This window comes from Winogradskyella litorisediminis (assembly GCF_042675765.1).
GTDB lineage: Bacteria > Bacteroidota > Bacteroidia > Flavobacteriales > Flavobacteriaceae > Winogradskyella > Winogradskyella litorisediminis.
Window position 1 is genome coordinate 117910 of record NZ_JBHTJL010000003.1, and the last position, 23162, is coordinate 141071.

At 33.5% G+C, this 23162-nt stretch carries 23 protein-coding genes; 9 read left to right on the forward strand and 14 right to left on the reverse strand.

Going from position 1 to position 23162, the window contains the following annotated elements:
- Window positions 1-5 precede the first annotated feature (5 nt).
- The 10 genes from ACFQ1Q_RS00615 to ACFQ1Q_RS00660 all read right to left on the reverse strand — a co-directional run bounded on the left by ACFQ1Q_RS00615 (window position 6) and on the right by ACFQ1Q_RS00660 (window position 9264).
- Window positions 6-473, reverse strand: coding sequence for a DMP19 family protein (locus ACFQ1Q_RS00615; RefSeq protein WP_386126904.1), 468 nt, complete (start codon window positions 471-473; stop codon window positions 6-8).
- Between the two features lie 74 nt (window positions 474-547).
- Window positions 548-1111 carry a type 1 periplasmic binding fold superfamily protein gene (locus tag ACFQ1Q_RS00620; protein ID WP_386126906.1) on the reverse strand — a complete coding sequence of 188 codons (564 nt, stop codon included), beginning with the start codon at window positions 1109-1111 and terminating at the stop codon, window positions 548-550.
- A 10-nt stretch (window positions 1112-1121) separates the two neighbouring features.
- Entirely contained in the window at window positions 1122-3521 is a 2400-nt protein-coding gene (locus ACFQ1Q_RS00625) for a TonB-dependent receptor (protein ID WP_386126908.1), read from the reverse strand.
- A gap of 80 nt (window positions 3522-3601) precedes the next feature.
- Entirely contained in the window at window positions 3602-3928 is a 327-nt protein-coding gene (locus ACFQ1Q_RS00630; protein WP_386126910.1) for a hypothetical protein, read from the reverse strand.
- Window positions 3929-3930: 2 nt separating this feature from the next.
- Window positions 3931-4425 carry a DUF6787 family protein gene (locus tag ACFQ1Q_RS00635; RefSeq protein WP_386126912.1) on the reverse strand — a complete coding sequence of 165 codons (495 nt, stop codon included), beginning with the start codon at window positions 4423-4425 and terminating at the stop codon, window positions 3931-3933.
- Window positions 4426-4453: 28 nt separating this feature from the next.
- Entirely contained in the window at window positions 4454-4891 is a 438-nt protein-coding gene (locus tag ACFQ1Q_RS00640) for a DUF6146 family protein (RefSeq protein WP_386126914.1), read from the reverse strand.
- Window positions 4892-5112: 221 nt separating this feature from the next.
- A complete protein-coding gene (locus ACFQ1Q_RS00645) occupies window positions 5113-5748 on the reverse strand; it encodes a DUF937 domain-containing protein (protein ID WP_386126916.1) in 636 nt (211 codons plus the stop codon).
- Between the two features lie 90 nt (window positions 5749-5838).
- Window positions 5839-6789, reverse strand: a complete 951-nt coding sequence (locus tag ACFQ1Q_RS00650; protein WP_386126918.1) for a D-2-hydroxyacid dehydrogenase — start codon at window positions 6787-6789, stop codon at window positions 5839-5841.
- Window positions 6790-6983: 194 nt separating this feature from the next.
- Window positions 6984-8045, reverse strand: coding sequence for a 3-phosphoserine/phosphohydroxythreonine transaminase (serC, locus tag ACFQ1Q_RS00655; protein WP_386126920.1), 1062 nt, complete (start codon window positions 8043-8045; stop codon window positions 6984-6986).
- A gap of 172 nt (window positions 8046-8217) precedes the next feature.
- Window positions 8218-9264 (reverse strand): acyl-CoA reductase, encoded by a 1047-nt coding sequence (locus tag ACFQ1Q_RS00660; protein WP_386126922.1) that lies wholly within the window; start codon window positions 9262-9264, stop codon window positions 8218-8220.
- Window positions 9265-9482: 218 nt separating this feature from the next.
- Between ACFQ1Q_RS00660 and ACFQ1Q_RS00665 the strand changes: the two genes are divergently transcribed.
- The 3 genes from ACFQ1Q_RS00665 to ACFQ1Q_RS00675 all read left to right on the forward strand — a co-directional run bounded on the left by ACFQ1Q_RS00665 (window position 9483) and on the right by ACFQ1Q_RS00675 (window position 10924).
- The gene (locus tag ACFQ1Q_RS00665; RefSeq protein ID WP_386126924.1) at window positions 9483-9836 is read left to right on the forward strand and encodes a 4Fe-4S dicluster domain-containing protein; all 354 of its coding nucleotides are present in this window, start codon (window positions 9483-9485) and stop codon (window positions 9834-9836) included.
- Window positions 9837-9914: 78 nt separating this feature from the next.
- Window positions 9915-10406: a hypothetical protein gene (locus ACFQ1Q_RS00670; protein WP_386126926.1), complete on the forward strand. Its 492-nt coding sequence runs from the start codon at window positions 9915-9917 to the stop codon at window positions 10404-10406.
- A 137-nt stretch (window positions 10407-10543) separates the two neighbouring features.
- Window positions 10544-10924: a VOC family protein gene (locus ACFQ1Q_RS00675; RefSeq protein ID WP_386126928.1), complete on the forward strand. Its 381-nt coding sequence runs from the start codon at window positions 10544-10546 to the stop codon at window positions 10922-10924.
- Between the two features lie 60 nt (window positions 10925-10984).
- Here ACFQ1Q_RS00675 and ACFQ1Q_RS00680 read toward each other — a convergent pair whose 3' ends face one another.
- Entirely contained in the window at window positions 10985-12157 is a 1173-nt protein-coding gene (locus ACFQ1Q_RS00680; RefSeq protein WP_386126930.1) for a vWA domain-containing protein, read from the reverse strand.
- A gap of 152 nt (window positions 12158-12309) precedes the next feature.
- Here ACFQ1Q_RS00680 and ychF point away from each other — a divergent pair, with 152 nt between their 5' ends.
- The 4 genes from ychF to ACFQ1Q_RS00700 all read left to right on the forward strand — a co-directional run bounded on the left by ychF (window position 12310) and on the right by ACFQ1Q_RS00700 (window position 19186).
- On the forward strand, window positions 12310-13404 hold the full coding sequence (ychF, locus tag ACFQ1Q_RS00685; protein WP_386126932.1) for a redox-regulated ATPase YchF: 1095 nt from the start codon (window positions 12310-12312) through the stop codon (window positions 13402-13404).
- Between the two features lie 36 nt (window positions 13405-13440).
- Window positions 13441-14199, forward strand: coding sequence for a DUF481 domain-containing protein (locus tag ACFQ1Q_RS00690; protein WP_386126934.1), 759 nt, complete (start codon window positions 13441-13443; stop codon window positions 14197-14199).
- 215 nt (window positions 14200-14414) lie between these two features.
- Window positions 14415-16298 carry a DNA topoisomerase IV subunit B gene (locus ACFQ1Q_RS00695; RefSeq protein ID WP_386126936.1) on the forward strand — a complete coding sequence of 628 codons (1884 nt, stop codon included), beginning with the start codon at window positions 14415-14417 and terminating at the stop codon, window positions 16296-16298.
- A 179-nt stretch (window positions 16299-16477) separates the two neighbouring features.
- Window positions 16478-19186 (forward strand): DNA gyrase/topoisomerase IV subunit A, encoded by a 2709-nt coding sequence (locus ACFQ1Q_RS00700; RefSeq protein ID WP_386126938.1) that lies wholly within the window; start codon window positions 16478-16480, stop codon window positions 19184-19186.
- Between the two features lie 282 nt (window positions 19187-19468).
- On the opposite strand, the gene ACFQ1Q_RS00705 is transcribed toward ACFQ1Q_RS00700, so the two are convergent.
- The 3 genes from ACFQ1Q_RS00705 to ACFQ1Q_RS00715 all read right to left on the reverse strand — a co-directional run bounded on the left by ACFQ1Q_RS00705 (window position 19469) and on the right by ACFQ1Q_RS00715 (window position 21125).
- Window positions 19469-20254, reverse strand: coding sequence for a TerC family protein (locus ACFQ1Q_RS00705; protein ID WP_386126940.1), 786 nt, complete (start codon window positions 20252-20254; stop codon window positions 19469-19471).
- Between the two features lie 2 nt (window positions 20255-20256).
- Window positions 20257-20643: a hypothetical protein gene (locus ACFQ1Q_RS00710; protein ID WP_386126942.1), complete on the reverse strand. Its 387-nt coding sequence runs from the start codon at window positions 20641-20643 to the stop codon at window positions 20257-20259.
- A 101-nt stretch (window positions 20644-20744) separates the two neighbouring features.
- On the reverse strand, window positions 20745-21125 hold the full coding sequence (locus tag ACFQ1Q_RS00715; protein WP_386126944.1) for a helix-turn-helix domain-containing protein: 381 nt from the start codon (window positions 21123-21125) through the stop codon (window positions 20745-20747).
- 302 nt (window positions 21126-21427) lie between these two features.
- Between ACFQ1Q_RS00715 and ACFQ1Q_RS00720 the strand changes: the two genes are divergently transcribed.
- Together ACFQ1Q_RS00720 and ACFQ1Q_RS00725 are read left to right on the forward strand one after the other, a co-directional pair.
- Entirely contained in the window at window positions 21428-22573 is a 1146-nt protein-coding gene (locus ACFQ1Q_RS00720) for a M14 family metallopeptidase (RefSeq protein ID WP_386126946.1), read from the forward strand.
- 73 nt (window positions 22574-22646) lie between these two features.
- A complete protein-coding gene (locus ACFQ1Q_RS00725; protein ID WP_386126948.1) occupies window positions 22647-23126 on the forward strand; it encodes an Lrp/AsnC family transcriptional regulator in 480 nt (159 codons plus the stop codon).
- Window positions 23127-23162 lie beyond the last annotated feature (36 nt).

A 23162-nucleotide genomic window follows, 5' to 3' on the forward strand; every position in this document is an offset into this window, starting at 1 on the left:
ATATATCAATATTCAAAGTCTGTTTTATGCGCCGCAATATACGGAATTAATAGTGTGATAATATCTTCTTTACTCGCAATTAGTAAATCGTCTAATTGAGACCATTTTTTAGTAAGTTGGTCTTTGGATTCAAAAATAAATTTTCGTCGTAATAATATATCCTTCGGTATAGGAAGCACCTTGAAAGCTCTTATAGATTTGTTAATGATTTCAGCCGTTTCAAATGCATTTATAGTTTGAAAAGCTTGTAGAACTTCATGTGCATATTCTCCTGAAGAATTGTAAAAAAAACCAAAAAGTCCGTTTCTGTTAATTTCACTTTCAAATATATCGATTAAAACAAAGGTTTGCTCGGCTTCTGAGAGTTTTGTAAAATGACCAATAGCATGGGATTTATTCCAAAGAACAGTACCGACCAATTCAATTTTATCGGTATCGCTTTCTTGAGAAAGTGCAAAATCAATTTCGGTCATTTTGAAAATCTTTTAAATAAAACTAATAAAAAAAGCACCAGTGTTGGTGCTTTTTCTATAGTTAAAACTTTAGTTTATTGCACAGAAATATTAAAAGTAGCTTGGATATCTGTTTCTCCTCCAGCATTTGTAATATCTCCATTGCTTACACCAGCAGCATCTTTAATAGGCTCATGTCTAAGTGTAACAGTTAGAGTTCCAGATGTAGCACTTAAAGTTTCTAAGCTAAAATTTAATCCAACAGGATTATTATTTGCGTCAAAATCTAAATAAGTAATTGTACCAATATTTCCCGTTGTTGCAAAAAAGAATTGGTGCTCATCATCTTCTTCTTCAACTTCTTCAGTAATGTTTTCTATATCATTTGGATTACTTTCGTCCAATAACGTAATATTTGCATTATAAGTTGTATTTGCAACTAAAATTCCGTCGGTAGCAACAGGCTGAATTGGACCATCTCCATCTGGGTCATTTACTTCGACAACAACTCTATTTCCTCCACCAACTGGCACAAATTCAACAACCATTTTTGTGATAACTTCTTCTTCGTTGACAATTACTGGGTTATCATCGTCAGAACATGATACTGTAAATAAAGCTGCTGCAAATAATAAAAATGCGATTTTTAAATTTTTCATAATTGATTTTTTAATAGGTTAATTGTAATTGTAATAGAACATTTCTTCCCAAATCATCGGCAAAATAGCGCAGACGATTTAAGTAGTTTCTATAATTTGTGTTTAATAAATTGTTAATGTTTAATCCTACATTTAAACTTGTTTTTTTAGATATAGGAAATGTAGCTTCAGTGTAAAAATGAAGCAAATGATACGCTGCTGGTGGCGTACTAATATCCACAAGTGTCGTTTCATTGGTTGAAGCGTTAAAAACTTCAAAATTAAAATCAGGAAATTCATTCTGTCTAAACATCCATTCAGATTTTAGGCTTGCCGAAAAATTATTCCATTCGGTTTTACTAAATGTAATTGCATTATTAGTAATAAACGGCGGAATATCAATGATTGGTCGGTTTTCATCCAAATCATTGGCCTTTATAAACGACGTGCTATTACTCAAACTAAAGTTTGAATTGATATCAAAATCCGCCGAAATATCAATACCAAAAAATTCAGCATTAGTTTTTGTAAAATTCCATACTGGAAACGCACCTCTAATCGTTTGCTCAACACCAAATGGTCTTATGTATATAAAATCATTGATTCTATTATAAAACACGTCAATATTAAGTCCAAAATTTGAGGTTTTTAAATTATAAGTTGCAGATACACGATTAGAAATTTCTTGGTCTAAACGTAAATCTCCTAGCTCAATACGCGCTGCGGAATGGTGTAAGCCATCACTAAACAATTCCGAAGGATTTGGTGGTCTACTTGCTAAACTATAGTTAGCCAATACGTAACTATTATTATTTAAATTAAACTTTGCACCAGCAGAAGCAGATATGTTGTGATAATCAAAAATAGGATTGGTTAAAATTTGCGTTCCTAAATCTTCAATCTCAAATTCTTGAAATTCTACATCATACCCACGTTCTTCCCAACGGCTTGTTCTATAAAACTTCTTAGCATCAATACGATTAAAATCATAGCGTAAACCAGCATCGATAGTAACATCATCATTTAATCGCCATTCGCTAGTGCCGTAAATTCCAAAATCATATTTATCATAATCTGGGATTAATCGTCTAACACCGGTATCTGGATTTGCAAAATTGTTTTGATATCTTCCCATTAGTCCAAAAGAAAGTTTTCGTTCTAAGTTAGAATCTAACACAACATCTGTAGAAACTGTGTGCGTTTGTAAATTAAGGTCTAATGCAGGTTTATTTCTGTCGTCGCCAACTCTGATGTCAAACTCAAAACGTTGATTATTCTGGTAATCATATTGAAGGCTTAGTTTTCCAAAATTTTGAAATCGTTTATAATACAATCCTTTAAACAAGTGATGAGTTATGTCTTGCTTTGGAGAATTGATATCATAACTAAAATCGTTTACCACAAAAGGTTCATCAGAATTAATAGCATTAACTAAATCATCGATGTTACCTATGTGTGACGAACGTAAAATTCCAATTTCATTATTCAGAAAACTATAGAATACCTCAAAGCCAGATTCAAAAGTTTTTTTACCACCATTAATGGTAAAGCCTTTAGATTTTGCTCCTGTATTGGTTAGTAAATAATCTGGCGATTCGTAATCTCCGTTTTGTTTCACTGTACCTTGAACGTTCGCAAACCAACCTGTTTCAAAAGTTTTATTTAATGATGTTGATGCACTAAACCCACGACCGTTTGTCTGTCCGCTTATTGTTGTACTTCCATAGAGTGTATCTTTTAAAATAACACGAGTAGGATTTATAACCACAACACCACCAACAGCATCGCCGCCGTAACGCAATGCACCAGACCCTTTTATAACTGAAATCTGGTTGGCAGAATTGATGTCAATGCTTGGCGCATGTTCAATTCCCCATTCTTGGTCTTGCAGTCGTACATTATTATTTACAATCAACAATCGGCTACTGTGCATACCGTTTACCATTGGTTTTACAATAGCATTACCAGTATTTATAGACGAAATACCAGGCACTTCCTTTAGCGCATCACCAAGACTTAAACTACTAAAACGCTTTAGCTGTTTAGAATCTAAAACAGTTTCTTGAGCTGTTTTTGTTTCATTTTTATTGGCAGTGGCGTTTACAGATACTTCGTTAAGCTCTTCAATATGATGTTCTAAGGAAATGGTTTTAAAGGTATCGCTTGTTATTTTAAATTTTTCAGTTTTATTCTCGCAAGCTATGTGTGTAATCACTAAAGTAATTTCTCCGGCACATAAATTTTCAATTTTAAACTTTCCATCAATATCAGATGCTGCATATTTATCTAATTCCTTGATATAAATAGTTGCACCAACAATTGGTGTTTTATCATGAAAGTCTACAACTTCACCTAAAAAGATAAAATTACAGTCTTGCGAAAAGCTAGTAAAACTTATAATAAGCGTAATGATTGCAATAAAATGCTTCATTAAATAATAATTAAATGGAATTGTAAAAACGCGCTAATTTTAAATGGTGTTTTTACAGAATAAATTTCGATACTTTTAATTTATATCGAAAAAGGTGGACCTCGTAAAGATGTTTGAAGTCTCTGATAATCGCTAATAAAAGCGTATTGCGATTTTATTTCTGAAGTTTTTACGTCGAATTCTAAAATATTGATTGGTTTTAAAATATGAACGTACTGTGTATTTAGTTTGAATTTATAAAACTCACAATCAATATCAATACTATGAAAGTGAGAGTCCGATTCTCCCAAACAAATTTCGTGCTCATGATTTTGAAACCCATGAGAAAATTTTACTATTGAAGGTGCCAAAACGGCTAATACCAATAGTAAAGCTGAAATTTTAATAATGATATGAAATTTGTTCACTTTCAATCTATAAAGCGTCCTAAACCAAATCTTCTGAGCATTTTCTTTTCAAAATTCCAAAAGAATTTGTGCTGACCAAATAGCCAACCAAATGTAACTAAAAGAATTTGGTAAAAAATTAGCCCAATAATAATGAATAAAACCCAATAGAGTATAGGATTTAAGTTTTCTTTAGTAATTCCAAGCCATTTAATGATTGGTCTACCGATAAACATCGACGAACTACCAGTTATTGCAAAAACGATGAAGACGCGAATCATTTCCCATTTAGCATCCAAAATCCATTTATTTTCTAATTTTTCAAATAGAAATAGAATGAATTTCAACAAAACAAAAAAGAAAACAGCCGATAGAAGTATTGCCACGACTAAACCAACATATTGTTCAAACAGAAATCCTAATTTATAGCTTGAATAGCTTAAACCAAAAACACCGAGAAATGGAAACAAGAGTTGCCAATTTTCGGTGATTTCCCAACGGTTTTTAAATTTTTCCATAGCGTTTTTTAGACGCTGCAAATTTACATTAAATTCTTGGAGTAAACGGTCCTAATTTTTGCTTGTATTTTAATTGGAAGTAGATGAAATAGTTATACAGTTTATAGTTGATTTCGTAGCCATAATCTTCGCGTGGATTATAGTCTATTTGTAGTTCGTATAAACTAGGGTCGTATTGATGTGGTTGGTTTACTCTTATATTCCAATTGTTCACGTAAATTTGGTTACGTGCCTCCATGTATTCTTGCGTGTAATAATTTCTAGGTCGTGCATTTGATATTAGCCACGCATTAAAACCTGGTTCTATGATAATGATTTCATATGTGTTTTCGTCACTATCAATAACAACAGTATCGTTGTCTACTAAACTTTCTTCGCGCTCGTCGCTAATAGGTTTTGCGCCATCAATAGATTTACAGCCCGAAGCTAGCATTAAAAGTAGTAGAAGTAGAATTGAATTTTTCATAAATTAAAGATATTAAATTTTGAAGTTAATAATTGTACGTTATCATTGTTTAACACTTCAAAATTGAAGAATATCTTTAGACTTTAAAACAATAAATGAGTGAAGCAGAATAATATTAAGGCGAAATCACCTTATCAATGAGGCATAAAAAAACTGCAAATTAAACTGATACATTTTGTACCTGTTTTAACTCGCAGTCATTATATAAAGGTTGGATTTTTCTATTTCCCAAACAAGCCTCCAAGTAATCCGCCAAGACCACCTTTTTTCTTTCCGCCACCTAGAACCATTCCAGCAACATCATCTACGATACTTCCGTCACCATCAGCATCCAATATTTTTTCTAGAAAACTTTGCTCGTTATCTGTGCTACTTCCACCAAGAAGTCCACCTAACATTCCTGTTAAATCATTACTTGAGCTTACGTTAGCTTCTTGTTTCTTCTTTCCTAACATTCCCATTAAAATAGGAGCTGCTACTTTAAGAATTTCACTTACAGAACTTGCGCTTACACCAGACTTCTGGCCAATAAAATTTTCGATACTATTTTGTTTTGGCCCTAAAACATGACCTAGAATTTTAGCGCCATCATTTTTAACGCTATCATCAACGCCACCGCCAAATAAGCCACCAAGATTGTCTAGAATACTACCGTCATGCTTACTGTTTAAAGCATTCATTAAACCCTCAGCGCCTTGAGGCGAAGCTGCATTACGTTGCATAGCTTTAAGTAAAACAGGCATTGCCATAGTTAAAACACTATTGGTTTTACTTTGATCTGTGTTTGTAGAGTTAGAAACACCACTGATAAGGTTTTTTCCTAAGTCACTATTGAGTAAATCTAAAATTCCTTCCATTTTGTCGTTATATTAGTTAGTAAAGTTTTAAATGTACGAAAAAAGTCTCAATAAAAATTGAGACTTTTCTTATCAAAATTTGTATTCGCTTTATTTCAAGATACTTATAATTTGCGATGCTAATTCTTCACCAATTCTATCCTGCGCTTCATTTGTCGCTGCACCAGTATGCGGTGTCAATGATAATGCAGGATTCATCAATAATCCCATTTCTGGTTGTGGTTCTTTTTCAAATACATCAAGCGCAGCTCTAGCTACTTTTCCGCTTTCAATAGCTTTAACTAACGCCAGCTCATTGACAACACCACCGCGAGCAGCATTTGCGATAATAACACCATCTTTCATTTGACTAAATTCTTTTTCATCAATCACGTAATCTTTCTGAGCAGGAACGTGAAGTGTTAAGAAATCGGCTTGTTTTAAAACAGATTCTTTAGATTCTGTTTTTATATTAAAGTTGACTTTCTGTCCATCAAAAAACTCTAGTTCTAAGTCTGCAGCTTCCATATATGGGTCATAAGCAACAACTTTCATTCCAGCACCAATAGCAACTTTTGCGGTTGCTTGCCCTATACGTCCAAAACCAAGAACGCCTAAAGTTTTACCTTTAAGTTCGGTACCTTTTGCATAAGATTTTTTCAATTTTTTGAAGTTGGTATCACCTTCAAGTGGCATATCTCTGTTAGAGTTGTGTAAAAAACGAGCTAAGCCATAAAAGTGACCAAACACGAGCTCCGCCACAGAATGTGAAGATGCTGCAGGCGTGTTAATCACGTGCAAGCCTTTTTCGCGAGCATAATCTACATCAATATTATCCATACCAACGCCACCACGACCAATAATTTTTAGGCTAGGGCAGTTGTCAATAATATTTTTACGCACTTGCGTGGCACTTCTAACTAATAAAACAGAAATGTTTTTATCGTTGATATAATTTTCTAATTGTTCTTGGGCAACGGTTGTGGTTAATACTTCAAAACCTGCGGCTTCAAGCGCATCAATTCCACTTTGTGATACACCGTCATTTGCTAATACTTTCATGGCCTTTCCCTAACCCTTTCCAAAGGAAAGGGAATTTGTTGGGTAACTTTTTTAAGATTAAACTTTTAATTTAAAGTGCATAACACTTTTTATAATTCTATAATTTTTGCTTCTATGAAAATGGAAGTCTATTTAAGTTCTAATTTTTATTCTGACTTGACTGAAAACTGTTTACTGCGACTGAATACTGAAACCTACGCTTTCGATTCTAGCTCACTCATTACTTCAACCAATGCTTTTACACTGTCTAATGATAAGGCATTGTACATAGATGCTCGGTAACCACCAACACTTCTATGTCCGTTTAATCCGTTAATGCCTGCTTCTTTCCACATAGCATCAAAAGTTTCTTTAAGATTTTCGTTTTCTAAAGTGAAAGTTGCATTCATATTAGAACGGTCTTCTTTTACAGAATAGCCTTTGAAAAGAGGATTCAAATCAATTTCAGAATAAATTAAACGTGCTTTTTTTTCATTTTCTTCCTCTATGGCTTTAATTCCGCCTAAATCCTTCAACCATTGCATCGTTAACATTGAAACATATACCGCAAAAACTGGAGGTGTATTAAACATGCTGCCTTTACTGATGTGCACTTTATAATCCATCATTGATGGAATTTTACGAGATACTTTTCCTAAAATATCTTCTTTTACAACCACTAGAGTTGTACCAGCTGGTCCCATATTTTTTTGTGCACCAGCATAGATTAAATCAAATTTTGAAAAATCTAATTGACGCGAAAAAATATCACTACTCATATCACAAACCATTGGTATTGGCGAATCTGGGAAGCTTTTCATCTGTGTACCAAAAATGGTGTTGTTAGATGTACAATGGAAATAATCGTAATCTTCAGGTATTTCGTAACCTTTTGGTATGTAATTGAATCCTGCGGATTTAGACGAACCTACTTCGTAAATATCATCGTAAATTTTGGCTTCCTTAATGGCCTTATCAGACCAAGTACCTGTGTTTAAATATCCAGCTCTTTTTTCTAATAAATTTAAAGCGACCATTAAAAATTGCGTGCTTGCACCACCTTGAAGAAATAAGGCTTTGTAACCTTTACCTTCTAGTCCTAGAAGCTCAAGAGCTAAAGCGCGCGCTTGCTCCATAACATCCACAAAAGGTTTGCTACGGTGCGAAATTTCTAATAACGATAAGCCATCGTCAAAATTTAAAACAGCTTCTGATGCTTTTTGCATTACAGATTTTGGAAGTATGCAAGGACCTGCACTAAAATTGTGGAGTTTCATTTATTCTTGGTTTGTTTGTCTGTCTGGTTGAGCGCAGTCGAAACCTATTTAAGGAAGTATTTCGATTTAATAGTTCTCGACTGCGCTCGAACCGACAGTAATTTTATTTTCATTTGCCACAAAGATGCCGAATATCTCAGTAAATACTATTAAGAATATGATAATTTTTAGGCTATATTTTCAACAAGAAATCAACAGTGTCCACATTATCTGCGTAATCCCATAATTGTGGTTCTTGGGTTTTACCAAAAGCAATTTCATTGTCTGAGTAACCATCAGCAACTATGCATTGAATATGTTCTTTTTGGGTTTCTAGATGTGTTCTTAATTTTTCAACATCTTTATACTTCTCATAAAACACAGTTGCAATTGGCGAACCAAAACTCGGGTCTTCTTTAATCATTAAGAAACCATTTTCTAGCATATCAAATTCGCTCATAATGTAAACCGCCTTGTTATAATCGTAATTATTGGCGTATTTACTTTCGTTAATAATGTCTTTCCACTTAAAAACAGCATTGAAAAATGCATCGAAATTATAATCTTCGGGAATGTAAATTTTTGAGACATTTCTGCAACCCAAACCGTAGTATCTAAAAATATCGTCGGATAAAGCAGAGAGTTGAGCATCAGTTTCTTCACCAGTTAAAATGGCGACTGAATTACGGTTTTTACGAATAATTGATGGTTTGTCTTTAAAATAGTATTCAAAATAACGTGCGGTGTTATTGCTTCCTGTGGCGATAACGGCATCAAAACCTTCAAGTTTTTCTTCGGTGAATTTTATTTTTCCTTTAAATTCGGGTTCAACATATTCGAGATATTTTGCCAAATAGGGCAAAAGGTGCTTATCGTTAGACGATTGTTTTACCAAAACATTATGTCCGCAAATCAGCACACTTAAAAAATCATGAAAGCCAACCATCGGAATATTTCCTGCCATAATTATGGCAATGGTCTTTGGTTCTTTTATATTGAAATCATAAGCATTTGTCCACGTTTCGAGATTGTCTTTTGACAAGGCATCCGTCCAAGATTGCAATGCAAAGTCCAGATTATTTTGTGAAAACCAACCGTTATGTTCTTTGGCTAATTTCAGTTGGTGGTTAAAACCATCGATTAAAGCGCTATCGATATCGCTCGACTTTGGAGACGCTGTAAACTGACTAAGAAATTCGCCTAATTTTACAAAAGCGTTAAGACTTTGTTGTAATTCCATATAAGTTTGGCAGTAAAAGGTTTTGGCTTTATTTTTGCAACTGCAAAATTACGGAATTTGAAGGTTAATTGATCACCGAAATTCTAATTTACTTATTCTGTCACATTGAGCGCAGTCGAAATGCAATTTAAAGACAGTTATAAAAGTTTCTCGACTGTCGCTCGAAATTACAGATTACAATTAATTTGATTTTACGTCAATTTGAAAAAGAAAAAACTATGGCAATTATAATAACAGACGAATGTATTAACTGTGGCGCATGCGAACCAGAATGCCCAAACACTGCAATTTATGAAGGCGCAGACGATTGGCGCTACAAAGACGGTACAAGTTTAGAAGGTAAAATAGTTTTACCAGACGGAAGAGAAGTAGATGCCGACGAAACGCAAGAGCCAATTAGTGACGAAATCTACTACATTGCACCAGATAAATGTACAGAATGTATGGGTTTCCATGAAGAACCACAATGTGCAGAAGTTTGCCCAGTAGATTGCTGTGTACCAGACGAAAATATTGTTGAAACTGAAGAACAATTATTGGCGAAGCAGAAATTTATGCATCCGAATGGCTAGGCGATAATCGCTATTTGGCAATAAAATATTTTAAAAACCCTGAGCTTTGGCTTGGGGTTTTTTGATTAATTTTAGCACATGGTTCAGAAACACTATTTTACAATTATTACGTTTTTAATTTTAGTTTTATCTTGTAACGAAACTCATCGCGAAAGTGACACCCTAAATATTCGCGTAGTGAAAAATGACAGTGTCGTTAAAAATGCTACGGTGAACAAGAGTGAAAAATATGCGATATTAGGGAAATACAAGCAAACGTCTAGAATTATAAATAGCCAAAACACTTTAGTTCAAGGAAAAGGAAAATTTGCGTTAGGTGTTTATGAAAAAAATGCTATTCTAAATAAAATGATAGTATTTAATAATCATGATACAAATGAGTTAAATAAATTTATTGGTTCAGATAAATATTCGCATGTATTTGTGGATGAATTCAAAAGCTCAATGAATTTAGATTACACACCTAAGTCAATTTTAATATCTGATTATATAAATGATGAATTTTCGGTAGAAAATAGGATATTAGAATTTGCTTTTGTTGGAAGAAATAACGACACTTTGGGTTTTTAAAATTCATATTTTCTTATGGGTAATGGGAAATTAGTGACAACTCATTATTTAAATCAATCAAAAAAGGATTTCATTGAATTAAAAGAATACGTTGATGATTTTGTGCTTAAGGTCGATAGTCAATAATTTCACTACAAATGAACTTCACCCTAAACCACATCGCCCTTTCCATAACAAATGTCAATAAAGCTATTGACTTTTACCAAGCTGTTTTCAATTTTAAGGAAATAGAGAATACAGCTTCAGGTTCTAAAACACGTTGGTTATTGATTAATGAGGGCAAACAGCTGCATTTAATTCCAAGACCAGATGCGGAAATTAAAATCAATAAAGCGGTTCATTTTGCGCTATCAACAGCAAACTTTGATGCGTTTGTAAATCATTTAAAAACCTTGTCAATTGCCTATTCTGATTGGAAAAATACCACAGACAAAAGTTATATACGTAAAGATGGGATTCGGCAAATTTACTTTCAGGATATAGATGGGTATTGGATTGAGATTAATGATGATGTATAAATATTAAAAAACCCCAAGCTTAATACTTAGGATTTTTTTTCTAACACATCATAAATCAATCTATTTATTCGCTTGCTTCTTCATCACCTTCAAAACCTCTTTACTAAATGAGCGTTTACTAGTGTCTTCAGCTAATTTCTCATCAATAAACTCACGTTTCTTTTTTAGTAAGTCTTTTAATTTTTGATTGTCTGCTTTTCGCTTTTTAGAAAGTTGCTCGATAATTTTCTTTTTCTCTTCGTTGGACTTTCCTTTTAAATTGGTTGGTAGTTTATCCTCTTCAATTTCTTCTAAATCTAATTTTCCGTTTTCATAATCATTAATAATTTCTTGACTTCCATAGGCTGTTTTTTGTCCAGCTTTGCTTTGTTTAAAGCCTGCTCTTGCACTATTTGCTGTAGACGAACCAGAATCGTATACTGCCATAGATTTGGCTTTCTTTTCATAATTAACCTCGCGCTCTTCCGCAGTTCCGTAATACATACGTGTGTTGTCTATATTACGAGAGAGTTGGTTTATTTCAAAATCATAAGGCGTTACAATAACAATATCTTGTGCGTTTTGGTCGAGCATTAAAAATTCACCATTAGTGCAAGACGCCATGGCTTTAAAATGAGGTATCGCTTGTTTGCATCCATTACCTAATTTAATAGTATTAATCGTAATACCTTTTTGCGCTGCTATTTTACAGCTTTCAGTATATTTTACATCTTGTTGGTAATCCATATGTGGCGGACAATCGCCAACCACAAAAATGGTGCGATACGTCTTTTTGTCTTTGCTCCAATCCATATCTGTAATAGCTTCTTGCAAACCTTGGTTGACACTTTCTGGCGTATCGCCACCGCCAGCGGCGTTGATTTTTAGTAGTTCTGTATATGCTTCGTCTAAATCTTTAGTCATTGCTATTTTTTTGGTTACAAATGCATCGCCGATATCACGGTAAAATACCATACCCATTTTTAACATGTCGATGTCGCCATCTTGTGCTAATTCGCTCACAATATCCCAGATTTTTTCTTTCGCAGTGCCAATCAATCCGCTCATGCTACCAGTTGCGTCAAGGCAAAATACAATTTCGGCATTTTTGGTTTTGTGAGGTATTATTTTTGGCGTTTCAATAAGTACAGCAACGTTTTTATTATCGTTAAGAGCTTGAATTTTGTTACTGTGTTTGCAGTTTAAAAGTATTAGAGCTAATACTAATAAAGAAATTTTGTTTTTCAGTTTCATAAGTATTTGATTTGATGAATATATAGCGAAACTAACGCGATACTTTTTATGCATCAACCAAGATTGAGTTAAGCACTTAAATTTTAAAGTGAAGTATCTGTTTGAATGAGTAAACGAATTAATTACATTTGCAATCGCAAAATTTACAATATATGAAAGCTGGCATCGTAGGATTACCAAACGTAGGAAAATCGACCTTATTTAATTGTTTATCTAACGCTAAAGCGCAAAGTGCAAACTTTCCGTTTTGTACAATTGAACCTAATATTGGTGTGGTAAATGTGCCAGACCCACGTTTGTCTAAATTAGAAGAATTGGTAAACCCCGAAAAAGTGGTTCCTGCAACGGTTGAAATCGTAGATATTGCTGGACTTGTAAAAGGTGCGAGTAAAGGTGAAGGTTTAGGAAATCAGTTTTTGGCTAACATTCGCGAAACTGACGCAATTCTTCATGTATTGCGTTGTTTTGACAATGACAATATTGTGCATGTTGATGGTTCTGTTGACCCAATCAGAGACAAAGAAACCATTGATATGGAGTTGCAGTTAAAAGATTTAGAAACTGCAGAAAAGAAATTAGACAAAGTAAAACGTGCTGCTAAAACAGGTAACAAAGAAGCGCAAGCTGAAGAAGCTGTTTTAAATAAAATTAAAACCAATCTCGAAGCAGGAATTTCGGTTCGTGCTATTGAATTCTCGGAAGATGATTATGCAGATTACGTAAAACCTTCTCAATTTATTACCGACAAGCCTGTAATGTACGTTTGCAACGTAGATGAAGATGCTGCTAACACAGGAAACGCATATGTTGATAAGGTTAGAGAAGCGGTAAAAGATGAAAATGCCGAAGTTTTGGTTTTAGCCGTAGGTACTGAAGCAGACATTAATGAACTTGACGATTACGAAGAGCGCCAAATGTTTTTAGCTGATATAGGTTTAGATGAGCCAGGTTCGGCAAAATTGATTCGTTCGGCTTATAAATTATTAAATCAGCAAACTTATTTTACAGCTGGCAAAAAAGAAGTTCGTGCTTGGACCGTTACTATTGGCTCAACTGCGCCTCAAGCTGCAGGTGTTATCCATACAGATTTCGAAAAAGGATTCATTCGTGCTGAAGTTATTGCATACGACGATTATGTAGCATACGGAAGCGAAGCCAAAGTTAAAGAAGCTGGTAAAATGCGTGTAGAAGGAAAGAATTACATTGTTAAAGATGGCGATGTGATGCATTTCTTGTTTAATGTATAGATACTAGTCACATTGTAAACTTTAAATAGGAATACAATGAAAAAATATTTTCTCTATTTTTTAGTTTTTCCAATTTTTAGTTTTTCTCAAATTAATGAGAGCGATACGCTGAAGCTAAAAGCCAGTTTATCTTTTACGGGCTTTTGGCAATCTGGAAATGTTGAAACCTTAATTCTAAGAGGACGTACGGATTTTAGTATTCGTCCATGGAAAAAATGGGTGTACAAATCTACTAATTCTTATGTGTATCAGGCTTTTGATAAAACCAAGGCAGATTCCGATTTTCTGAGTCTTAACTTTTTGTATTTTAATCCTGAAAAGCGATTTTATCCTAAAGCTTTAGGCTTTATAAGTACTAATTTTAGACGTGAAATTGCGAAACGTTATTTAGTCGGTGCTGGCGGAACTTATCAAATAATTCAAGGCGATAAAAATTGGCTTAAGGCTTCACTTACGTTGGAATATGAAGAAACGGACTTTAGAAGAGCCTTGTTTAACAAAACGGAGTTTAATGGCGATAAATCTATAAATACGCTTCGCGGTACAATTTGGGTTAGTGGCAAGTACGAGCTCTTTAAAAAGAAAGTAGTGTTGAAGCACGAAAGCTATTTTCAACCTTCATTAGAAAACGAAGACAATTACCGCTGGAGTGCAGACCTTTCGGCAGAATTTCCTATCTGGAAGTTTTTGAGTTTTAAAATCAATTATCTCAGAACTTTTGAAAGTATAGTAATTGAAAATCAGGAAGAAGAAGACCAGTTCTTAACCTTTGGCTTTACTTTAAAGAATTTTTAAAATAAGAAGCTTAACACAAGTTAACGCTTGTTAACTCAAATGAAAGATTTAGTGGTGTATATTTGAATATCATCAATCAATTAGTTGACCAATCTATAAAAGCCAATGTTCTCAACAACATTGGCTTTTTATTGTTAATTACTTTACACCATCCGTATTTCTTTTTTTGAGGTATAATATTATATTTAGCCTTTCATCAAAGTTTCCTCATTTCTATGTCCGAACAAACAAAATATACCGAAGACAATATTCGCTCGCTCGATTGGAAAGAACATATCCGAATGCGACCTGGTATGTATATTGGGAAATTAGGCGATGGTTCTTCGCCAGATGATGGTATTTATATTCTTCTTAAAGAGGTGCTCGATAACTCCATTGACGAGTTTGTCATGGGTGCTGGAAAAACCATTAAAATATCTATAATTGGAGACAAAGTAATTGTACGCGATTATGGTCGTGGTATACCGCTTGGTAAGGTTGTAGATGTAGTGTCTAAGATGAATACTGGTGGAAAGTACGATTCTAAAGCCTTTAAAAAGTCTGTCGGACTTAACGGTGTTGGTACTAAAGCCGTAAATGCATTATCTAATTATTTCAGAGTTGAATCTACGCGTGACGGAAAATCAGCTTCGGCAGAATTTGAGCAAGGTAACTTGACCAATCAAGAAATGCTTGATGATACATCTCGAAGAAAAGGAACAAAGGTGTCTTTTATTCCAGATGATACGATATTCAAAAAATACAAGTATCGTAGTGAATATGTGGTGAAGATGCTCAAAAATTACGTGTATCTCAATCCTGGCTTAACCATTATTTTTAATGGTGAAAAGTATTATTCTGAAAACGGTCTTAAGGATTTATTAGCCGAAAATATTAATGAATCCGATTTACTATATCCAATTATTCATCTTCGAGGAGATGATATAGAAGTAGCGATAACGCACAGTAAAACCCAATATAGCGAAGAATATCACAGTTTTGTCAACGGACAAAATACCACTCAAGGTGGAACACACTTAGCTGCTTTTAGGGAAGCTTTAGTCAAAACAGTTAGAGAGTTTTATGGAAAAAATTACGATGCTTCAGATATTAGAAAGTCTGTGGTTTCTGCAATAGCCATAAAAGTGATGGAACCCGTTTTTGAAAGTCAGACAAAAACCAAACTAGGTTCTACAGATATGGGTGGCGATTTGCCAACGGTAAGAACGTACATTAATGATTTTGTAAAAACTTACTTTGACAACTATTTGCATAAAAATCCAGATACTGCTGAAAAATTACAGCGTAAAATTATGCAAGCTGAGCGTGAGCGCAAGGAATTATCTGGAATAAGAAAATTAGCCAAAGACCGTGCTAAAAAAGCCAGTCTTCATAATAAAAAATTACGCGATTGTCGTGTGCATTTTGGGGACACCAAGCACGAACGCAATTTAGAGTCGACCTTATTTATTACTGAGGGAGATTCGGCTTCTGGTAGTATTACAAAATCGAGAGACGTTAATACACAAGCAGTTTTTAGTTTAAAAGGAAAACCTTTAAACTCATACGGATTAAGTAAAAAAATTGTGTATGAAAATGAGGAATTTAACTTGTTACAAGCGGCTCTAAACATAGAGGAATCCATGGAAGATTTGCGATACAACAATATTGTTATTGCCACAGATGCCGATGTAGATGGTATGCACATTAGATTGTTGTTAATTACATTTTTCCTCCAATTTTTCCCTGAAATTATTAAAGAAGGCCATTTGTATATTTTGCAAACACCTTTATTCCGTGTTAGAAATAAAAAAGAAACGATTTATTGCTATTCGGAAGAAGAGCGAATTAATGCAATAGAAAAATTAAAACCGAAACCTGAGATTACCCGATTTAAAGGTTTAGGTGAAATTTCACCAGATGAGTTTAAGCATTTTATAGGTGACGATATTCGGCTTGATCCAGTAATGCTTGATAAAGATATGTCTATTGAAGAACTACTGTCTTTTTACATGGGTAAAAACACGCCAACACGTCAGGAGTTTATTATTGATAATTTGAAGGTGGAATTAGATAGGGTTGAAGAAGTATCAAAAGTGCAAAAGCTGTTTTTAATATAATGACTATAATATTTTTGGCTTTATTAGTCTTTTGGTTTACTGAATTAGATTATGATAATTTAGGATTTGAAGAAAACAGAAATGTTTATTTAGGAATCTTTTCTGTGTGTCTAATGATTTATGCACTCCAAATGATTAAGAGGTCCATAGATAAGAAAAAATAAGAGGTACAAAAGTACATGAGCGAAGAAAATAACGAACAAGAACACGAAGAAAAGTCACTCTCTAACGAAAATATCGAGACGCAGGAAACGATAACCAAGGTTACAGGCATGTATAAAGATTGGTTTCTGGATTACGCATCATATGTAATTCTAGAACGTGCTGTACCTGCAATTGAAGATGGTTTTAAGCCAGTGCAACGTCGTATCATGCATTCTATGAAAGATTTAGATGATGGGCGTTATAATAAGGTGGCTAATATCGTTGGACATACCATGCAATACCATCCGCATGGAGATGCTAGTATCGCTGATGCCATGGTGCAAATTGGTCAGAAAGATTTACTCATCGATACCCAAGGAAACTGGGGAAATATTTTAACTGGCGATAGAGCAGCAGCATCACGTTACATCGAAGCTCGAATATCAAAATTTGGTTTGGATGTGGTTTTCAATCCAAAAATTACAGAATGGCAAGCTTCTTATGACGGCCGAAGAAAAGAACCAATCAATTTGCCAGTCATGTTTCCTTTGCTTTTAGCACAAGGTGGTGAAGGTATTGCTGTTGGATTATCTACTAAAATTCTTCCTCATAATTTTATTGAATTGATTGACGCTTCAGTAAAGCATTTAAAAGGCAAGCGTTTTACAATTTTACCTGATTTTCCAACTGCCGGAATCGCAGATTGCTCAGACTACAATGATGGTCTTCGTGGCGGTAAAGTGCGTGTTCGTGCTAGAATTTCGCATCACAGTAAAAACACTTTAGTTATTACCGAAATTCCATTCTCGACCACCACATCTTCGTTGATAGATTCTATCTTAAAAGCCAATGATAAGGGCAAAATAAAGATTAAAAAGATTGAAGATAATACTGCTGCAGAAGTTGAAATCTTGGTGCATTTACCTTCAGGAATTTCTCCAGACAAAACCATTGATGCGTTGTATGCATTTACAAATTGCGAAGTATCTATTTCGCCATTAGGTTGTGTTATTGAAAATAACAAACCATTGTTTGTTGGTGTAACCGAAATGCTTCGTCGTTCAACCGACAATACCGTTCAGCTTTTAAAGCAAGAACTAGAAATTAGACTTGGTGAATTTGAAGAGCAATGGCATTTTGCTTCCTTAGAAAGAATTTTCATTGAAAACCGAATTTATCGAGATATAGAAGAAGAAGAAACTTGGGAAGGTGTTATTAATGCTATCGACAAAGGACTTCAGCCGCATATAAAACATTTAAAAAGGGCTGTTACTATTGAAGATATTACGCGTTTAACCGAAATACGAATTAAACGTATTTCAAAATTTGATATCGATAAAGCACAACAAAAAATTGATGCCTTAGAAGAACAAATCGCTGAAGTAAAACACCATTTAGCAAATCTCATCGATTATGCTATTGCATATTTTGAACGTTTAAAAAGGGATTACGGCGAAGGCAAAGAGCGTAAAACTGAAATTCGCATTTTTGATGATGTCGATGCTACCAAGGTTGTCATTAGGAACACAAAACTTTACGTTAATCGTGAAGAAGGATTTATTGGCACATCGCTCCGAAAGGACGAATATGTTTGCGATTGTAGTGATATTGATGATATTATCGCCTTTACCAAAGACGGTAAAATGATGGTAACCAAAGTAGATTCTAAAACTTTTGTTGGTAAAAACATCATTCATGTTGCTGTTTTCAAAAAGAAAGACAAGCGCACCATTTATAATATGATTTACCGCGATGGTAAAAGCGGACCATCTTACGTAAAACGTTTTGCGGTGACATCTATGACGCGTGATCGCGAATACGATTTAACAAACGGCAACAAAGGTTCGCAGGTTTGGTATTTTTCTGCAAATCCTAATGGTGAAGCTGAGGTTGTATCAATTTCACTTCGTCAAGTTGGAAGCATAAAAAAGCTAAAATGGGATTTAGATTTTTCAGATATTCTTATAAAAGGAAGAACTTCAAAAGGTAATTTGGTGACCAAATACGCTATAAAACGCGTTGAATTAAAAGAAAAAGGAGTTTCAACTTTAAAACCTCGAAAAATTTGGTTTGATGATACAGTACAGCGACTAAATGTGGATGGTCGTGGCGAATTACTTGGCGAGTTTAGAGGAGAAGACCGATTGCTAATTATCAACCAAAAAGGTGTTGCAAAAACAATTATACCAGAGATTACCACTCACTTTGATGATGATATGATTGTCCTCGAAAAGTGGGTTCCTAAAAAACCGATTTCCGCAATTTATTACAACGGTGAAAAAGAATTATATTATGTAAAACGTTTTCTAATAGAACAAGAAGGCAAAGAAGAATCTTTTATTTCTGAACATCCAAATTCTCAATTAGAAGTGGTTTCGACCGATTGGCGACCAGTTGCTGAAGTAGAGTTTACGAAAGAACGTGGTAAAGACAGAAAAGATAATCTCGAAGTAAATTTTGAAGAATTTATCGATATAAAAGGTATTTCTGCGATGGGTAATCAACTCACAAAATACAAAGTAAATCAGATAGATTTGATTGATTCGCTACCTTATGACGCACCGGAACAAAAACCAGCGCAAGATGTCGAAGTTGTAGATGAAGAAGTCGTAAAAGTAAATCAAGATTCGGGCGATTCAGAAACTGAAGTAAAAGTAAATTTAGACCCTAAACCAAATTCAGAAAATACTTCAGATGATGACGATATTGATATAGATGAAACGGGTCAGGCGAGTTTATTCTAAAATATGGCAAATAATAAATTTTTAGTAAACGAGCGTCAAGCTGACTTAGAAAACTTATGGTTGGTAGGCTTTTGCTATTTCGCAAAAAGTGACAAGTTGGTCCGTTTACTTTTATTGACCCTATGGGACCAGCAACACTTGATAATGGAAAGTATGTTGATGTAGATCAACATCCTCAAATTGGTGGTACATAAACCTATTTATTTGAAGGCGAAATTGAACACAAAGATATGGGTGGCACTACCTAAAGACATTCCTATTCCAGAGCCAAAAAGTTTTAAATTATTTGTTACGTGCTAATTTTTGGTTTAAAAATTCTACAAATAACGAGAAGGCAATAGCAAAATAGAGATACCCTTTAGGTATAGCACCAACTGTTTTTCCGAAAAAAGTAGTGTTAGATAAATGTGCTGCTTCAGTAATAAGCATAAATCCTATTAAAATTAAAAAAGCCAAACCTAAAACTTGCATACTGGGATGTTTGTCAATAAACTTTCGAATACCATTGGCGAAACCTATCATTATTACAATTGATATAACTACAGCTATAATCATTAAGACCAAACTATAATTAGAATTTGGATGAAGATTATTTGTCATTCCGATGGCGGTTAAAATAGAATCTACCGAAAAGATAAAATCAATTATTAAAATTTGAACAATAGCTTGTTGTAAAGAATTAATTACACGTTTTTTAACGTTATTTTCGTCATGAGTTGGCGTTTCTACTTTTTCACGTATTTCAGACGTGCTTTTATAAATTAAAAATAATCCACCAGCAAAAAGAATTATGGCTTGCCAACTAAGATGGAGTTCTAACCACGAGTTTTCAAATTCGTAAAATGGTTCTTTTAAACCCACCAAAAAAGAAACGAAAAATAATAGAATTATACGTTGCACCATGGCAAGAACCAAACCTATATTTGTAGCTTTACCTCGCTGATTTTCTGGTAATTTATTGGCAGCTATGGAAATAAAAACAATATTATCTATACCCAGAATAATTTCAAGAAAAGTTAGTGTTACCAAAGCAATGATAGCGTCACCAGATAATAAAAATTCTATCATGATTAATTAATTTTGTAAGCAGTTCCTTTTTCGACTCTTAGTTTTTGACTAGGTTTTTTAATAGCTAACTTGTATTCAAACGTGTAAGACGAATCTGTAGTCGTCAATATTTTAAAATGAATTGCATCATCCTCAGATATGCTTTTAGGATTAAGTTTTTTAAGCACAAATTCGCAATCATTTATCCAGCGAACAGAAGAGGAATCTATTTTATTATCAAAATAATCTACACTAAAATCATCAGTTCTTATAAATGTTCCAGTTTTGTCTTCTCCATCTAATTTGTAATTAAATTCAAATTTACCGGTTTTAAAATCTGCACAATTGCGTTCTACATTGTAACAGCTTGTAAATAGGAGTAATAAGAAAAAAATAGTATAGTATTTCATTTTTTTGTGAAAGTTTCTGTAAAAGCTTTATTTGAAGCCGAATTCTTTATCAATATAAATACTTTACGTTTCGTTTTACAAAAATAAGAATTTAGGCCTTCTTAATTCTCGTAACTTCTAAAACTTCCATCTTTATAAAAAATTATAATTTTTTCAATTTCTGAAGATTTTGAGGTTGATATCGGAAATTCGGTTTTTGGTTCCGGATGAGATTCTGAAAATTTTGAAGTTTCAGTATGTACCACTTTTTTTGATTCAGTTGGAAAATGACCTTTCCCATTCATTAGCCAATATAAATCTACTTCAGGGTAGGCTTGTAGCACCTTCATTACAAAGTCTAAACTAGGTTTATTTCTGCCCGACAAAATGTGCGAAATACTTGAGCGCTGTACACCAATTTTTTCAGCAAAACCAGACGCAGTTTCGTCATAAAATTTAATGATTTTTTGTAAACGTTCTGTAAATTCCGACATGTTTATCATTGTAAACTTTAAATGTGATTTATATACGTTACAAATGTAACATTAGTTGTTTTACAATCCTAAATATTTATTTATTTAATATTTTTTAATTAGACTAAAGATTTAAATAATTGTATTTAAATAACTGAAATATAAATAAATAAATAAATATTAATTTTTCTATTGCATATTTTTCAGTATGTGGTGAAACTTGTAACGATTATAAAATCAAACTTGTTTACATAAATAACAAATCGTCATAATCAAACTGTTTACAAATGTAAATTTACAATTGTATACCTTTGTCATACAAAATTGAATTAATGAATTCTACTCACTTAAAAAGTCTATATAATTCTTATAAAGAAACATCACTTTTTGGGCGTTATATTTCGCCTAATCATGTGTCTCCGCTTATTGAAAAAATGAGCGCTTTTTTTGAAGTTTCGGTTATAGGATATTCAGTAAATAATTTGCCAATTCATTCTATAAAAGTTGGCCATGGAAAAACAAAAGTTTTGTTGTGGTCTCAAATGCACGGTAATGAATCGACAACGACAAAGGCACTATTTGATATGCTCAACATCTTTAAAAGCAATCAAAGTCCGTTTAATAGTATTTTAGATAGTTACACTTTGCTAATTATTCCTATGCTAAATCCTGATGGAGCTAAGGCTTACACGCGTTTAAATCCAAATAATATTGACTTAAATCGTGACGCACAAAACTTATCCCAGCCAGAAAGTAAGGTTTTGCGAAAATGTTTTGAAACGTTTGAACCTGATTTTTGCTTTAATCTCCACGGGCAACGCACTATTTTCGGTGCGGGAAATACTGGAAATGTCGCTACACTTTCGTTCTTATCGCCATCAGCAGATGCCGAACGTTCTATTACTACAGCCAGAATCGACGCCATGAAGGTTATCTCATATATAAACAAAAATATGCAGAGCGAATTGCCAGATGCAATTGGTCGGTATGATGATGGATTTAATATTAATTGTGTTGGTGATACGTTTCAAAATTTTGGTATACCAACGGTTTTGTATGAAGCTGGTCACTATGCCAACGATTACGATAGAGAAGCCGTGCGCTATTTCACGTTTTGTGCTTTGTATCATGGTTTAAATTCAATTTCAAAATTAGATGCAATTGTCTATGAAGATTATTTTTTGATTCCTGAAAATGAAAAGAATTTTTATGATGTTATAATCAGAAATGTAAAGTTGTCTGCTGATTCTGTAAAATCTGTGGATGTCGTAATTCAGTATAAAGAAACATTAGAAAATTCAGAAGTTAAATTCATTCCTATTGTAGAAAAAATAGAGAAGCTCGATGGTTATTTTGGTCATAAAATTATTGAGGGAAATCAGCAAGTTATTACAGATGAAGTTGGTCAGTCATTAGAGCTTGGTAACGAAATCGTTTTCGTAATGTTAAATTATCGTAAAATCTTGTTGAAATCTTAAAAAATTAGACAATTAGTTATTTTTTTTCAATAAAAATGTTTTAATTTTGCATATAATTCAATAAAAAACAAAAATGGCAAAGTTTAAATTAGACGAAATTGACCACCAAATTTTGGATATGCTTATCGATAATACGCGTATTCCATTTACAGATATTGCAAAAAAATTATTAATTTCTGCTGGTACAGTTCATGTTAGAGTGAAAAAAATGGAAGAAGCAGGAATCATTAAAGGTTCTTCCTTAACCTTAGATTATAAAAAATTAGGTTATTCGTTTATAGCTTATGTAGGTGTATTTCTTCAAAACACATCACAAACTAAATTTGTACTAGAACGTATTCAGCAAATACCTTACGTAACGGTTGCACACATAACTACGGGAAAATTTAATATTTTCTGTAAAATTAGAGCAAAAGACACGATGCACGCCAAGGATATTATCTTTATGTTAGACGATATTGATGGCGTTTATCGTACAGAAACTATGATTTCATTGGAGGAAAGTATCAACGATAAAAAACGTTTAATGCATACTATTTTTAATGAATTGTAAAAAATAATAATATTAATATCAAAGCCTTAGTAAACT

Coding starts and splice junctions, on each gene's coding strand:
- ACFQ1Q_RS00695 (WP_386126936.1), top strand. CDS start 14,415: ATGTCCGAACAAACAAAATATACCGAAGACAATATTCGCTCGCTCGAT.
- ACFQ1Q_RS00650 (WP_386126918.1), bottom strand. CDS start 6,789: ATGAAAGTATTAGCAAATGACGGTGTATCACAAAGTGGAATTGATGCG.
- ACFQ1Q_RS00645 (WP_386126916.1), bottom strand. CDS start 5,748: ATGGAAGGAATTTTAGATTTACTCAATAGTGACTTAGGAAAAAACCTT.
- ACFQ1Q_RS00725 (WP_386126948.1), top strand. CDS start 22,647: ATGGCAAAGTTTAAATTAGACGAAATTGACCACCAAATTTTGGATATG.
- ACFQ1Q_RS00670 (WP_386126926.1), top strand. CDS start 9,915: ATGGTTCAGAAACACTATTTTACAATTATTACGTTTTTAATTTTAGTT.
- ACFQ1Q_RS00715 (WP_386126944.1), bottom strand. CDS start 21,125: ATGATAAACATGTCGGAATTTACAGAACGTTTACAAAAAATCATTAAA.
- ACFQ1Q_RS00690 (WP_386126934.1), top strand. CDS start 13,441: ATGAAAAAATATTTTCTCTATTTTTTAGTTTTTCCAATTTTTAGTTTT.
- ACFQ1Q_RS00675 (WP_386126928.1), top strand. CDS start 10,544: ATGAACTTCACCCTAAACCACATCGCCCTTTCCATAACAAATGTCAAT.
- serC (WP_386126920.1), bottom strand. CDS start 8,045: ATGAAACTCCACAATTTTAGTGCAGGTCCTTGCATACTTCCAAAATCT.
- ACFQ1Q_RS00700 (WP_386126938.1), top strand. CDS start 16,478: ATGAGCGAAGAAAATAACGAACAAGAACACGAAGAAAAGTCACTCTCT.
- ACFQ1Q_RS00720 (WP_386126946.1), top strand. CDS start 21,428: ATGAATTCTACTCACTTAAAAAGTCTATATAATTCTTATAAAGAAACA.
- ACFQ1Q_RS00705 (WP_386126940.1), bottom strand. CDS start 20,254: ATGATAGAATTTTTATTATCTGGTGACGCTATCATTGCTTTGGTAACA.
- ACFQ1Q_RS00660 (WP_386126922.1), bottom strand. CDS start 9,264: ATGGAATTACAACAAAGTCTTAACGCTTTTGTAAAATTAGGCGAATTT.
- ACFQ1Q_RS00615 (WP_386126904.1), bottom strand. CDS start 473: ATGACCGAAATTGATTTTGCACTTTCTCAAGAAAGCGATACCGATAAA.
- ACFQ1Q_RS00635 (WP_386126912.1), bottom strand. CDS start 4,425: ATGGAAAAATTTAAAAACCGTTGGGAAATCACCGAAAATTGGCAACTC.
- ACFQ1Q_RS00640 (WP_386126914.1), bottom strand. CDS start 4,891: ATGAAAAATTCAATTCTACTTCTACTACTTTTAATGCTAGCTTCGGGC.
- ACFQ1Q_RS00665 (WP_386126924.1), top strand. CDS start 9,483: ATGGCAATTATAATAACAGACGAATGTATTAACTGTGGCGCATGCGAA.
- ACFQ1Q_RS00625 (WP_386126908.1), bottom strand. CDS start 3,521: ATGAAGCATTTTATTGCAATCATTACGCTTATTATAAGTTTTACTAGC.
- ACFQ1Q_RS00620 (WP_386126906.1), bottom strand. CDS start 1,111: ATGAAAAATTTAAAAATCGCATTTTTATTATTTGCAGCAGCTTTATTT.
- ACFQ1Q_RS00710 (WP_386126942.1), bottom strand. CDS start 20,643: ATGAAATACTATACTATTTTTTTCTTATTACTCCTATTTACAAGCTGT.
- ychF (WP_386126932.1), top strand. CDS start 12,310: ATGAAAGCTGGCATCGTAGGATTACCAAACGTAGGAAAATCGACCTTA.
- ACFQ1Q_RS00680 (WP_386126930.1), bottom strand. CDS start 12,157: ATGAAACTGAAAAACAAAATTTCTTTATTAGTATTAGCTCTAATACTT.